This window comes from Streptomyces sp. NPDC048255, from assembly GCF_040652415.1.
Classification (GTDB): domain Bacteria; phylum Actinomycetota; class Actinomycetes; order Streptomycetales; family Streptomycetaceae; genus Streptomyces.
This window is the reverse complement of sequence record NZ_JBEZMA010000078.1, coordinates 15,065-27,514: the sequence shown is the minus strand read 5'-3', so window position 1 is coordinate 27,514 and position 12,450 is coordinate 15,065. Positions and strand designations below refer to the sequence as shown.

Sequence of the window (12,450 nt, the reverse complement as noted above, 5' to 3'; positions counted from 1 at the left end):
TGAGCAGCACCCCTCGATCCTGCCATCAGCCACTGACACGGTCCGATCCGGGGTCGGCAAGGGGGCGCCGTCCAGTTACGGGACAGCTCTTAGCGGTCAACTCTGTGGCCGAATGCAAGGCAATGGGATGCGGGGACCCGGGTGGTCACGGTGTCCGGCTGGCTACCCGTCGATCAAAGTCACACAAAAATCCCGACGCCATGACAGCTCGTGCCGGCCAGACAAGTACGGGGCTGTTCGTCAGCCGCTGGAGGGCCGTACGCCTTTCCCGAACCTCGGCACGCGGTCACGGTGACGTCCAGGCGCAGCCGTGCGAAGCGCAGCGGCTTGTCTCCATGCCCCGGTCGACGGTGGTGTCCGCGCTGACTTCGGCGACCGGCTCGGGGACGACCAGGATCGGGTCGAGGGGCTCGCGGCTGCCCAGGCGGTGGTGAACCGTACACCGGTCCAGGGATGGTCGGGGCCGACGGTGGTAGTGGTCGGCGAGCTGGCGGGCGGCGTCGGGTTTCAGGGGCGTTGTGCGGCCGACGGCGCGCAGGCGGCCGTCTTGGTCGTAGCGTCCGAGGACGAGCAGTTGGGGCTGCCGGAGTGTGCCGGTGATGCCGCCGATCACGGTTTCCGTTGTCTGACGCCGTCACTGGTGAAGTGCCGGTATTCGCAACGTGCGCAATTCTGCGACGTCGGGAGGTACCCATGCCACCAATGAAGGAAGGGGGAACGGCTTTCGATCCTGGTTGGGCTACGGCTGTTCGGTGGGCGGTCTGGCAAGAGCGAGACGGGTCCAACGATGCAGCTCTTCTTCGTGGCTGCCTGTCTCCGTCTGCTGGGCGACCGCCGCGGTGTCCTCGGGTGCCGGGTCGCCGTTGCGGGAGAGGAGTTCCAGTGGCCAGGTCGGGATGGTGGGCTGCTCGCCGGCGTGGCCCGCGGTGACGGTCAGGGCCTGGGGACGTGCACGGTCGTCGGCGGCCAGGTGGACCTTGGTGCTCAGGCCGCCGCGTGAGCGTCCGAGGGCGTGGTCGGCGGGCTCGCTGCGGCCATCGGCCCCTTTTTGTGTGCTCCGGCGGAATGCTGGTGCGCGCGGACGACAGTGGAGTCGACCGAGACGGTCCAGCCGATGTCGTCATCGGCATCCGCGGCCGCCAGCACGGCGGTCAGGATGTTCTGCCAGGTTCCGTCGGCCGCCCATCTGATCAGCCGTTTGTGGGCGGTCTGGAACGGGCCGAGCTCGTCGGCAGGTCCCGCCAGGGCGAGTTGGTGCGGTACTTCCAGGCGATGGCCTCAAGCGTTCGGCGGTGATCAGCCCACCGCCGTCCACGGACCGGATCGGCCGGCATCAGCGGCTCGATCCGGCGCCACATCGCATCAGTGATCACTGATCGGGCAGACACATCCGGTCAACTGACCAACCCGTCAAAGAGACACGCGCAAGCCAGGAGACCCAGCCGGCTGCTCCCGCGGGACAGTCGGGCCCTGGTCAGATCGTGACCGGGCCGTGGGCGGTGGCGAACTCGACCGAGACCAGGCCCGGTTCTTCATCCTCGACCCAGGTGACGTCGATCTGGTCGAGGGGGTGGTCGGCCGGTTCGCCGAGGAATTCGGCGATGGAGGCGGCGTCGCCGGCGATGGAGACCCCGTGGATGGTGGTGGAGGTGCGCGGGTCGGCGCTCGGGCGCTCCTCGATGGGGACCAACCACTGGAGGAAGTAGGGCAGTTGCGGGTCCTCCAGCAGTTCCAGCAGGCCGATCTGCTTCCACCTCAGGTCGAACCCGTCGGGGCGGACACGGTGGCCCTCGGCCGAGGTGCGGCCGAGGCGGGCCTCGACCGGGGCGATGTCGTCGACGGAGACCACCCAGCCGAGCCAGCCGCCGCCCTCGGCGGCGCGGCGCGCGACCGCCTGGCCGAAGGGTGCGCGGTCGGCGGCGGGGTGGTCGAGTGTGGTGACGACCTCGACGTAGGTGCCGCCGCTCAGCGGGAGAATAAAATTGCGCGTGCCGAATCGCGGGTGCACGCCCCCGTCGACGAACCCGGCGCCGAGGGCCGATCCGATCCACTGGACGGTCGAGACGAAGCTGTCGCGGGCCACCGCATAGGACACGTGATCTAGTCGCACTGCGCCATCATCACCCGACAACCCGCACAAATCCCGACGCCACGCCCGCCGCCCCGGCCGCGTCCGCCGTGGATTCAGCCGTGGAGCGGATCGATCATCGCCGTCCCGGCGGGCGAGGAGGCCCGGTCGAAACCAGGCAGCAGCGCTGCCGCCTCGTCGAGGCCCACGACCCGCTCGATCAGCCGCTGCGGGGCGAGCGCTGCTGCCACAGGATTTCGATCCGGCATGCAGCACCATGCGCACCGCACTTCCAAGAGACAGGCTCTAGGGGCTGGTGAGGTGGTGGGACCAGCTCTCGCTGACCATCTGTGCCCAGCCGTTGGCGGTGCGGGGCTGGATACCGAACAGGGCTTTCCATCACGATCGGCGGGATGTCGGCGATGGCTTCGATCACGGCGGTGTTGCGGGCTGCTCTGGCCGGAAGACCGTGGCGCCGGAGTGTGGCGGCAAGCCTCAGAGGGTTGCGGGGAAGGCCAGGGCTCTGTCCCGGAAGGAGATAGCAGGGTTCGTCGGGCAGCTGGCGTCGGTGCGACGAGGTGCCGCTGAGGTGGTTGATCTGTTCCTCGACGAGGCGGCCGGGGTGACACGGAGAGCCAGATCGGTGCAACGGATACCGCCTCCGGGGTGCCAGTCCATAGCCGGCGCAGCGCTTCCGTGCTCCGGGCACCAGGACGAGGGGACGACGCCGCGGGAGAAGTGCTGCCTGCATCGGCGCTCCTCCCGCCACTTTGGGCGGCGGGTGTGAAGGCCGGGTCCGGCACGACCACCGCGCACTGGTCTGGGCCGGCAGTGACCGATCTGTCTCCCGCCATCGGTCAAACCGCACGTCAGTGGCATGACCGACCCGTGCAACTGCCCGTGGGACCCGGCCACCCGCTGGGCAGCTGATGGCCGGCTGCGTACGAGGCCGTCGTCAGCACGTTCCCGAGCCGGTGAAGTGCGGCCACAGCAGCTTGACGTCGCAGGCGACCCGCTCCGCCAGGACGACGGGGTCGTTGGCGCTCCACTGGTGAGCTGTCCCGAGGGCGTCCTCGGCCTTCGTCCTGGAGCTGCTTTTGCCGGGGAAGGAGCTGGAGAGGCAGCCCGCACCTGCGGGCCGGCCGGCGCGGGCAACAGGTGACCTGGCTCCGCCGGAGTCCGTAGCCAGTGGCCCACTGGTGGTGACTCGGTGGGTTCTTCGGCGTGGCTGCTTGTTTCGATGCGTATGCCGGGCGTGTCATGTGTTCGATCCTGTGAACGCCCGGCCGCGTGAGGGAAGAAGCCCCGCAGCTCCCTCGCCTGGGACCGGCTGCAAGCATCGCCTGCTCGCACACCCGGCACGGGCGTGGGTTTCGCCGCGTTCGGACCGTCGGGCGCGGGCAGAGGATGGCCGAGAGGAACATCCGGTGCCGACGGTGAGGGAACCATGGTGAAACTTCCCGCGCGTCGTTCCCTGCTCGCGGCCGGGGCCGGCGGATCGGTCGCGGCCGTCATCTCCGCGGCCTTCCTGATGCGGGGCGGCTCCTGGGCGCCCGGTCCGGCGCCGTCCTCCACCCCGCCCGCTTCGTCCGCCTCAGGGGCCGCCTCTCTGCGCACCGACCTGACCGTGCGCAGCAGGCTGCTCGGCCGGGACGTCCCGTACAGCCTCTACCTCCCCGCCGGGGTGAGCTCCGCGCCCGGGGGCGGCAGGCCGGACGGCGGGGTCCCGGTCCTCTTCCTGCTGCACGGCGCGAGCGGGAAGCACACCGACTGGGTCGTCAAGGGCAGCATCGTGCCGACTCTGGAACGAGCCATCGCGGCGGGCCGGATCCCGGCGTGCGCCCTCGTCATGCCTGACGCCCGGCGCGACCCCGGCATGCCGGGGGGAGGCCAGGACGAGACGTTCTACATCAACGACGCCGGATCCGGCGGCGACGCCCTGCGCTACGAGGACATGTTCATCGAGGAGTTCGTCCCGGCCGTCGAACAGGCCCACGGGCTGGGCGGCCGGGCGGAGAGGAGGTCCGTCGCCGGGCTCTCCATGGGCGGCTACGGCGCGCTGATGTACGCCCTGCGGTACCCGGGCCTGTTCGGCGCCGCCGCCGGGCTGAGCACGGCACACTTCACCGACGAGGGCTACCTCGCGATGCCGATGGAGGAGTGGAACCGCTTCTTCGGCCATGCCTTCGGCCGGGACCAGGCCGGATCCGCCCGGCGGACGGACCGCTCTCGGGAGTACAACCTGGCCGACATCATCCGGCGCACCGCGCCCGACCGGCTCCGGCGCACCCGCTACCACCTCGCCTGCGGGACCGAGGACGCCAACTACCTGCCGGGGACCGAAGATCTGCGCACCGTGTTCGCGGCCCGCGGCGTGGATGCCGAGGTGGTGCTGGAGCCGGGAGGCCACGGCTGGTCCTACTGGAGCGTCGCGGCGGAGCGGATACTGGACTTCCTCGGTCGGCAGCTCGGCTGGCCCCGGTCAGCCAGCCCTGCCGAACAAAATGACGCCCGCCCGAGTCCGGCGGGGGTTCGGAAACCTCTGCGCGCAGGCGGGCCTTCCAGCCGGTACACGCAGACCGTCCCAGCCTTGGCCCGGCCGCCTGCCGTCCTCGTAGAACCGCCGCCCCGCCACCCGTCATGACGTGGGCCGGGTCCTTGCGACCGGTGAGGCATACAAGCGAGCTGACGCGTCGCTCGACGTACGTGACCTCGGCGCGGCTGAATCGTCCATCCGACTGTCGCGTGATGCACACACCACTGCCCTCCTGCTGCGGTCCGCGATACACCGTGCCCTGGGAGACCTGTCACCTCCCAGGGCGTCGCGTCGCGCATGCAGCCGTTGTCCGCGGTCTCTCTGGGCCAACCGGCTCCGACGGCGCCGTCGCTCTCACGTCTCGCGGCCGGTCGGAGAGCCTGACCCGGCTCGGTCACCGGCGGGCGAAACGTCTTCCGTGAGCTGCTGGTACGCGTCCATGACGTCGGCCGTGTGCAGCGTGGTGATCTCGGTGGCGGTCAGGCCACGGTGAGCGCAGGACGTACGGTTCGCCGGCGCTGATGGCCTCCGCCTGTTCCGGCAGGTCCGCGTCCGTGAAACCGAGCAGTGCCCGGCCGTGTTCCGCGTCTCCGGGCGGCGCTCCCGGTGACGAGGCGAGCGACTCGTCAAGCTGTTCACCATCACCTCGGAACCCCGTGGCGAACTCCTGACCAGGCAGGTTGTCCACAGGACGGTCCGCAGTCGCCGGCTCTGCGGGCCAAGGCCCTCACCACGCGCGCCGCTTTCAGCGGGTGCTCGGTGCGCGGTCTGTGGTCAGTCGGCCACGGCCTCGATCAGGGAGTACGGGGCGGCCTCCGCCAGCGGGGTGACCGACGTGACGCGCAGGGCCGCCCGGCGGCACACCTCCTCGAAGTCTGCGCGGGTGCGTTCCCTGCCGCCGACGTTCACCATCATGTTGAGGTCGCTCAGGTAGGTGCCCTCGTCCTCGGCGCCGACGACCTCGGGAAGCACTGGCTCCACGATCAGAACGACGCCGCCGGGCTGCAGCACCTGGCGGCAGTGACGCAGGATCGTGACCGCCTGGGCGTCCGTCCAGTCGTGCAGGATGCTCTTCACGAGGTACACGTCCGAGCCCTGCGGGACCGAATGGAAGAAGTCTCCGGCGATGAGGGAGCAGCGTTCCTCCAGCCCGTGCCGCGCCAGTGTCTTCCCGGCCTCCGCCAGGCCGTCGGCAGTATCGAAGACCACGCCTGCGAGACCCGGGTGTGCTTCGAGGACAGCGGCCAGGAGGGTGCCGCTGCCGCCACCGACGTCCGTGATCGAGGTGAACCGGCTGAAGTCGAAGGCCCGCGGCAGCACGGCGGCGGTCTCGGAGGCTACCTGGCTCATTGCCGCGTTGAAGTCCGTGGAGAGCTCGGGGTGTCGGGCGAGGTGACTGAAGAAGTCCGTGCCGAATACGGAATCGAAAGCGGTCTCCCCCGTACGGACACTGCTGTCGAGGTGCTCCCAGGCTCGCACGATCGCCGGGTCGGTGAACATGCGGACGAAGGAGGCGAGGGAGTCGGGGTGGCCGGGATCGAGGAGCACGCCGGCCGGGGTCACCGAGAAGGTGTCGGGGGTGTGTTCCGTGAGCAGGCCGAGAGCGGTCAGGGCACGCAGCAGGCGCGTCATGGGCTGGTGCGCGGTCCCGGCTCCGGCGGCCACCTCGGCAGCTGTGCGCGGCCCGTCGCCGATCAGTTCCACGACCCCCAAGCGGACCGCCGCGCGCAGGGTGTGCGCGGCCATGCTCCCGAACGCGAGCCGGGCAACGAGCTCCCGGCCTGCCGCCGTCTGTGCTGCTCGGACATCGGTACTCATCACAGGTCTTGCTTCCTTCCTTCGAGTCGACCGATCACCGATCGGTCTGGATACGGACAGTCAGAGCTCGGTGGACGCAGCCACGCCGGCCAATGCCCCGGGCGTGCACCCGGCGAGGGCCTGGACGTCACGGTGGAGATGGGACTGGTCGGCATACCCGCACGCCGCGGCGACGACGCCGACGGGCTCGCCGGCGAGGAGCGCCCGGGCGGCGTGGTCGAAGCGGACCAGCATGGCGGCACGCTTGGGGGTCAGGCCGACCTGGGAACTGAACCTGGCCCGGAGCCGTTTGCGGCTCCATCCGCAGGACGCGGCGAGGTCGCCGACCCGTACTCGGCCCCGGCCGGCCACGATGGCGTCCCAGGCGGCGGCGACCTCGGCCGCCATGGGCGGGGCCGCTTCGGCTCTCCGTCTGAGGAATCCGTCCGTGAGCGCGAGGCGATCCTGCCAGGATGCGGTGTCGGCCAACTGCTCGCGCAGCAGCCGCGCGTGCCTCCCCCAAAGGTCCTCGAGTGCGGTGATGGAGCCGTCCAGTTCGAGCGGGGAAACACCCAGCAGGGCATGGGCCGCCCGGGGTGACAACGCCACCTCGACGCATTCGACGCCCTCGCCGCGGATACGGGCCGGACCTGGCGACAGGGCGGCGACGACACCCCTCAGGGGCCGGTGCCCGGAGGCGCTCTCCACCACGACCGGGCCGGCTCCGAGACCGATGACGATGACTACGGCGGGCTGCGGCAGCACCCGCATGTCCAGGCCGCCCGCCGTACGGTCCCGGAACCCGGCCATCCGTACGCCGTCGAGGGAAGTGCCGCCCAAAGGGCGGGCGACCTCCCAGCGGTCGTCAGCAGTGCGCTCCGGGGGCACGTCCCCCACGTCATCTCTCGGCATGGCTCCAGGCTCGCTGAAATCGCAGAGCTTGTCTTGGACGAAAGTTCCGCAGCCGTTCCGCGATCGATTCAGCGGTCCTGCCGTGCACGGGGCGCATCGGGCTCAGGGCGTGATGCGGATGTGGCTGAGGCTGCTATTCCACACACCACCCTCGCTATCAACGGCGGACGACGAGGACATCAGGCGCTGGCTCGCCTCCCAGCGGCGGGACTAAGAGGTCACACCCATGATCCCGCCCCCGCCACGCGCGAGTCGTGGTGGCGGGGCGAGCCGCAAGCTGGGGCAGCTGGCGACAAGGCCCGCTGCCTCCCTCCTTCAGAGCAGGAGTTGACGCGCCAGGGAGTCCGCGGCCCAGAGCTGCCACCGCTCCGGTGCCCAGTGGCGGTCGGTCACCAGCAGGGCGTACGTCTCGGGGCCGAGTAGCGTCATGGCGATGTCGGCGGCTGACACAGCGTCGTGGCCGTCGCGCAGACCGTCGGGAGCTTTGGCTTCCAGGGCTTGCGCGAAGTGGAGTTGGACGGCGTGCCGCTGGCGGAGACTGGTCTGCCACAGCCCTGCCAGCTCGGGTTCGGCGGCGGCAGCGCCGCGTACGACTTCGAGGATCGGCGCGGCTCGTTCGAGGATGTCGCAGGCTCCTGCCGCCTGAAGGCGGAGTTGAGTTGCGGGGTCGGGTTCGGCGAGGAGTTCCCGGGCCCAGGGGCGGTCGAGCGTGGCGACCGGATCCGCGTCGCCTGCGACGGCGGTGTCCAGAACTTCCTTGAGCAGGGCGCGCTTGTTTCCGAAGGTGAAGTACACCGTCTGCACCCCGACCCCTGCGGTGCGGGCGATCTCGTCGATGGTCGTGCCGGCCCACCCTCGTTGGGTGAACAGCCGTCCTGCGGCGTCGATCATCCGAAGTCGGGTCCGCCGGGTCTTCTCCGCCCGGGTCAGTGGTTCAGCCACGGGGATCTGCCCCCTCCTCTTTGACTGTAGTAGGACTACAGTGTAATTCACTGGAGTATGACTACAGTGAACTCAGGTTCCGCGGGGCGGATTCTCGTCGTCGGCGGATACGGAGCCGTGGGTGCGACGGTGACCAGCACGCTCGCCGAGTGGTTCCCCGGCCGCGTCGTCCCGTCGGGGCGGGACGAAATGAAGGCGCGGCGGCTCGGCGGGGTACGCGTGGATGTCGGCGACCCGGCCGGTCTACGGCGGGTGCTGGACGAGCTGGGTGATGTGAGCGCCGTTGTGCTGTGCGTCGAGCCTGAGGATGCGGCGGTTGCCCGGATCTGCCTCGAACGCGGCATCCACCTCGTGGACGTCGGGGCAACTCACCGGCTGCTCGAGGAGGTGACGGACCTGCACGGGCCGGCGGCTGCAGCCGGGGCCACTGCCGTGCTCAGCGTGGGTGTAGCCCCCGGGCTGACCAACCTCCTCGCCCGGCGCGTCAACGACGCCGTCGGTGGTGCTGAGCGGATCGACCTGACCGTACTGCTGGGCGCCGGAGAGCGGCACGGTACCGACGCGGTGCGGTGGACGGTCGCCGGCCTGAGCACGCCCGGCGCGGCCCGCCCGCAGCGGCTGCCCCTGCCCGGTTTCGGCGTACGGACCGCCCACCCGTTCCCCTTCTCCGACCAGTACACCCTGCGGCGCACCCTTGGTGTCCCGGAAGTGACCACGCGGCTCTGCCTGGACTCCCGGCCGCTGACCGCCGCACTGTTCGCACTACGCCGGGCAGGACTGCTCCGCGGCGCCGACGGGGCACGCCAACAGCAACTGCTGACCAGCGCCTTCAGCCACGTCCACCTCGGCGGCGACCGCTTCGCCGTACGGGCCGACGCCTACCGCGGCGACCAGCACGCAACCCTGGCACTCACCGGTGAGGGGCAGAGCCGCACGACCGGCCTGGTGGCCGCCCACGTCGCTCGCGCCCTCTTGACGCAAGGCGCGCCGGCCGGTGTCCACCATGTCGAGCAGCTGACGACGCTGGCCGATCTGCCGGAACAGCTGGCCGCCCACGGCATCACAGCAGTCTGCTGAACGACCTCGCCGCGGCGTTCGGCCTGTTCGCACTCCCACGCCGAGAATGCGTGCATCCGGCGCTGGTTCCCAAACCTGGCCCCCAGCCCGGATACGGCTGCCCGTGGGCTTCCTCGCTCATTTCTCCTGGCGACGCCGTCAGCCGAGGGAAGCCATCAGGTCGTTGCACGCCTGTTCGCACGAGCGGCACGCCTCGGCACAGATGCGGCAGTGTTCGTGCATCTCGGCGTGGGAGGCGCATTCGTCCGCACACGCCTTGCAGGCGACGGCGCAGGCGGTGAGGAGCGCTCGGGTGATGTTGGCGTCGTAACCGGTGTGCCGGGAGAGGACGGCGGCGGTCGCGGTGCAGATGTCGGCACAGTCCATGTCGGTGCGGATGCACTTGGTGAGGTCGCCCACCATCCCCTCGGAGAGACAGGCGTCGGCACAGGCCGTGCATGCCTGCGCACAGGCGAGGCATTCCTCGATGCAGCGGGCGAGCTTGTCCTGGTCGATGTTGCCGAGGCCGGCCGGGTAACTGTGCAGCATGTCCTTGACGGGCGCGTTCATGACGACGGCCCTCACTTTCCCGCCGCCGACCGGAGGTGAGGTGCGCCTTCGACAAAGCCGTACGGCGTCTTAGGGTCAGGATCACACCGGCCCTCTGACGGTGCACCGCAACGCTACGACCAGCGAGAACGGTCACGGAGCGACGCCGGTCGCTGTCGAGTCTCGCGAGCAGCCCTCGGCTGAGTCATGGCTCTGGCGAGGGCCTGCGCACGGCCGATCGTCTCAGTGAAGGGCGTGGACGACGGCGTGGCCCTTACCTCGGCCGATCATCCACTTGTTCACCGGAGTGGTGACCACGAAGGCGACGGCGAAGCCACCGAGGAGCGCGTACCAGAACAGGCCTTCGCTCAGGTGGGCGTCCATCGCACCCGGGACGAGCGCGATGATCCCGTTGTCGACGGCCTCCATGACCGCGATGGAGACGGTGTCCGCCACCAGGGCGACCTTGATCGCAGCCTTCCAGCCAAGGCCGGCCTTGCGAACGGAGTAGAGGGTGAACGAGTAGCCGAAGACGAACGCGAGCGCGATCGCCAGGACCATGGTCGGGGCGTTGTGCCAGGCCAGCGCCGTACCGATGACCATGCCCAGGATCTCGCCGATGGCACATCCGGTCAGGCAGTGGAGGGTGGCCTTCGCGGCCATCGACCAGGTCGCCCCGCCCTCAGCGCGTCCCGCGTGATGGGCGTGCGCGGCGCCGTGGACATGTTCTGCGTGCCCTGCATGGTCGTGCGCGGACGCTTCCGTGCGGTGAGCAGAGTGGTCCATTTCTCTCGCCTCTTCCTCGCCTCGTCCAGTGTGGGCTCCACATCCTCACACCTCAAACCATATACCCCCCAGGGGTATATGGCGAGGGGTCCTTTCGGTAGATCGGCACGGCCCGGTAGCCGGCCCGCTCCACGGCCGCGATCAGCTCGCCCTGGAGCGCGGCACCCGGATGATCGAGTTCGACCACGGTGCGGGCGTCCCGCAGGGATGTGCGGGAGGAGCGCACCCCGGCAAGTTCCTCGAGCTCTTCGTCGATGAGGAGGACGCAGCTGGAGCAGTGCATGCCCTCGATGCGCAGGAGGACCTCGGCATCGCGGGAGGTCTCATGGTCGACCGCAGTGCTCTTGCGGCGGCGCAGCCAGCTCATGCCTTGCCTTCCTGGAAGTCGATGGTGCCGCCCTGCATGCCCATGGCACAGGAGAAGAGGAGCTTCCCGGGTCTCCTTCATCGCCTACGTGATCAGGGACGAGCACGTTTCGTGGCGGCGCATCTTCGGCCTGGCCGGACTCGCCGTCCTCATCACAGCCCTCGCCGCCTTCGCCGGCCTCCGCTACGTCGCCTCCGAGACCCACCAGGAGGAACCGACCGTCACCGGCAGCATGCAGCCCGCACCGCAGACCCGGCCGTCAGCGCCGACACGTACCGCTCCCGCCACTCCCCCGGCCGCGCAGCCCCACAACGACGGCCACGGGCACTGACCCCGCGGATCACACCACCGGCGGCTCCTCGGTCTTCGTCGTCTCCAACAGCGACTGCGTCGCTTCCAGCCGCTGCCCCGCCGATCCGGGGGCCGGGTCGACGGGGATCGGCTGGCCGCGTTCTCGGCCGACTCCCAGGTTTTGGGCCTCCGAGTTCTGTGATCTGCTGGAGAGGGCAGCTCACGTCCCTGGGAGGCGATCCATGCCGCACCTGCGCCTGGCCCCGCCGGCACCCACGCGGCCCGGCGTCCTCCTGCCCGCGCGTGATCTGGCAGTCGCATGGTTCCTGATGGTGCTGCTGGCCGCCCTGGCGTGGGTGCTCACCATCGGTCAGTCCCGCCACATGGGGATGGAGCCAGGCACCATGGGCCTGGCGCTCCCCCTCTTCCTGCTGCTGTGGGTGGTCATGATGGTGGCGATGATGCTGCCGTCCGTCGCACCCGTGGCCATCACCTGGGTGCGCGGGATCAACCGCCGTTCGGCCGGCCCTGCCCGCGCCCTGCGGATCGTCGCATTCGTCGGCGGCTATCTCCTCGCCTGGACCGCGTTCGGGCTGCTCGCGTACGGCGCTCTGGCAGCCACGGGACACCTCGTGGACGGCAACCCCGGGGCAGGCCGCTGGATCGGTGCCGCTGCCTTCCTCCTCGCGGCGGCTCAGCAGTTCGGACCGCTGAAAAGGGTCTGCCTGCGGCACTGTCGCAACCCGATGTTCCAGCTTGTCCAGTACTCGCGTTACCGGCCCTGGGCGAAGGACCTGCGGGTCGGGGCGCACCACGGGCTCTACTGCGTCGGCTGCTGCTGGGGCCTGATGATCGTCCTGATTCCGCTCGGCCTCATGAACGTGGCCGCGATGGCCGCACTGGCGGCCGTGATCTTCCTGGAAAAGCTCTGGCGCCAAGGCCCCTGGCTCACCTGGGCCGTCGGCCTCGCCTTCCTCGTCCTGGCCGCACTCGCCCCGTTCCAGGACTGGCTCCTCCCAGGCCTGGACACATCCGGTCCAGCCATGGACCAGATGACCGGCAGGACAGGATGAGCTGTCGCCGTACGCCCCCGCCAGAGGAGGCCTGCGCGGAGGCCTGTACGGGGCTCGCGTGCCCGCGTTCCGG

General features: G+C 70.0%; 13 protein-coding genes and 1 pseudogene. 4 read left to right on the top strand and 10 right to left on the bottom strand.

Annotated features, from left to right (window positions below):
- Positions 1-286: 286 nt before the first annotated feature.
- The 4 genes and pseudogenes from AB0D94_RS34370 to AB0D94_RS34355 form a co-directional block, all read right to left on the bottom strand.
- Positions 287-613 (bottom strand): hypothetical protein, encoded by a 327-nt coding sequence (locus AB0D94_RS34370; RefSeq protein ID WP_362060560.1) that lies wholly within the window; start codon positions 611-613, stop codon positions 287-289.
- Between the two features lie 288 nt (positions 614-901).
- Positions 902-1,388: pseudogene (locus AB0D94_RS34365) on the bottom strand (IS5 family transposase); the annotation flags it as partial.
- Between the two features lie 86 nt (positions 1,389-1,474).
- Positions 1,475-2,110 (bottom strand): VOC family protein, encoded by a 636-nt coding sequence (locus AB0D94_RS34360; RefSeq protein ID WP_214939799.1) that lies wholly within the window; start codon positions 2,108-2,110, stop codon positions 1,475-1,477.
- Between the two features lie 74 nt (positions 2,111-2,184).
- Positions 2,185-2,319: a hypothetical protein gene (locus tag AB0D94_RS34355; RefSeq protein WP_362060556.1), complete on the bottom strand. Its 135-nt coding sequence runs from the start codon at positions 2,317-2,319 to the stop codon at positions 2,185-2,187.
- A gap of 1,196 nt (positions 2,320-3,515) precedes the next feature.
- Between AB0D94_RS34355 and AB0D94_RS34350 the strand changes: the two genes are divergently transcribed.
- The gene (locus AB0D94_RS34350; RefSeq protein ID WP_362060553.1) at positions 3,516-4,712 is read left to right on the top strand and encodes an alpha/beta hydrolase-fold protein; all 1,197 of its coding nucleotides are present in this window, start codon (positions 3,516-3,518) and stop codon (positions 4,710-4,712) included.
- Positions 4,713-5,378: 666 nt separating this feature from the next.
- Here AB0D94_RS34350 and AB0D94_RS34345 read toward each other — a convergent pair.
- From AB0D94_RS34345 to AB0D94_RS34335, 3 genes are all read right to left on the bottom strand, one after another.
- The gene (locus AB0D94_RS34345) at positions 5,379-6,425 is read right to left on the bottom strand and encodes a methyltransferase (protein ID WP_362060550.1); all 1,047 of its coding nucleotides are present in this window, start codon (positions 6,423-6,425) and stop codon (positions 5,379-5,381) included.
- Positions 6,426-6,482: 57 nt separating this feature from the next.
- A complete protein-coding gene (locus AB0D94_RS34340) occupies positions 6,483-7,313 on the bottom strand; it encodes a helix-turn-helix transcriptional regulator (RefSeq protein WP_362060547.1) in 831 nt (276 codons plus the stop codon).
- A gap of 315 nt (positions 7,314-7,628) precedes the next feature.
- A complete protein-coding gene (locus tag AB0D94_RS34335) occupies positions 7,629-8,255 on the bottom strand; it encodes a helix-turn-helix domain-containing protein (protein WP_362060543.1) in 627 nt (208 codons plus the stop codon).
- 66 nt (positions 8,256-8,321) lie between these two features.
- On the opposite strand from AB0D94_RS34335, the gene AB0D94_RS34330 reads away from it, so the two are divergent.
- Positions 8,322-9,332 carry a saccharopine dehydrogenase NADP-binding domain-containing protein gene (locus AB0D94_RS34330; protein WP_362060540.1) on the top strand — a complete coding sequence of 337 codons (1,011 nt, stop codon included), beginning with the start codon at positions 8,322-8,324 and terminating at the stop codon, positions 9,330-9,332.
- A gap of 138 nt (positions 9,333-9,470) precedes the next feature.
- Here AB0D94_RS34330 and AB0D94_RS34325 read toward each other — a convergent pair whose 3' ends face one another.
- The 3 genes from AB0D94_RS34325 to AB0D94_RS34315 form a co-directional block, all read right to left on the bottom strand.
- Positions 9,471-9,881: a four-helix bundle copper-binding protein gene (locus tag AB0D94_RS34325; protein ID WP_362060536.1), complete on the bottom strand. Its 411-nt coding sequence runs from the start codon at positions 9,879-9,881 to the stop codon at positions 9,471-9,473.
- A 222-nt stretch (positions 9,882-10,103) separates the two neighbouring features.
- Entirely contained in the window at positions 10,104-10,523 is a 420-nt protein-coding gene (locus AB0D94_RS34320) for a DUF4396 domain-containing protein (protein WP_362060563.1), read from the bottom strand.
- 175 nt (positions 10,524-10,698) lie between these two features.
- Positions 10,699-11,013, bottom strand: coding sequence for a heavy metal-associated domain-containing protein (locus AB0D94_RS34315; protein ID WP_362060533.1), 315 nt, complete (start codon positions 11,011-11,013; stop codon positions 10,699-10,701).
- A gap of 88 nt (positions 11,014-11,101) precedes the next feature.
- Between AB0D94_RS34315 and AB0D94_RS34310 the strand changes: the two genes are divergently transcribed.
- Entirely contained in the window at positions 11,102-11,344 is a 243-nt protein-coding gene (locus AB0D94_RS34310) for a hypothetical protein (RefSeq protein WP_362060530.1), read from the top strand.
- Positions 11,345-11,546: 202 nt separating this feature from the next.
- On the top strand, positions 11,547-12,377 hold the full coding sequence (locus AB0D94_RS34305) for a DUF2182 domain-containing protein (RefSeq protein WP_362060527.1): 831 nt from the start codon (positions 11,547-11,549) through the stop codon (positions 12,375-12,377).
- Positions 12,378-12,450: the final 73 nt, after the last annotated feature.

What these genes read in the sequence shown, in the direction of transcription:
- AB0D94_RS34350 (WP_362060553.1), top strand. Translation starts at nt 3,516, where the DNA reads ATGGTGAAACTTCCCGCGCGTCGTTCCCTGCTCGCGGCCGGGGCCGGC.
- AB0D94_RS34340 (WP_362060547.1), bottom strand. Translation starts at nt 7,313, where the DNA reads ATGCCGAGAGATGACGTGGGGGACGTGCCCCCGGAGCGCACTGCTGAC.
- AB0D94_RS34325 (WP_362060536.1), bottom strand. Translation starts at nt 9,881, where the DNA reads ATGAACGCGCCCGTCAAGGACATGCTGCACAGTTACCCGGCCGGCCTC.
- AB0D94_RS34320 (WP_362060563.1), bottom strand. Translation starts at nt 10,523, where the DNA reads ATGGCCGCGAAGGCCACCCTCCACTGCCTGACCGGATGTGCCATCGGC.
- AB0D94_RS34315 (WP_362060533.1), bottom strand. Translation starts at nt 11,013, where the DNA reads ATGAGCTGGCTGCGCCGCCGCAAGAGCACTGCGGTCGACCATGAGACC.
- AB0D94_RS34305 (WP_362060527.1), top strand. Translation starts at nt 11,547, where the DNA reads ATGCCGCACCTGCGCCTGGCCCCGCCGGCACCCACGCGGCCCGGCGTC.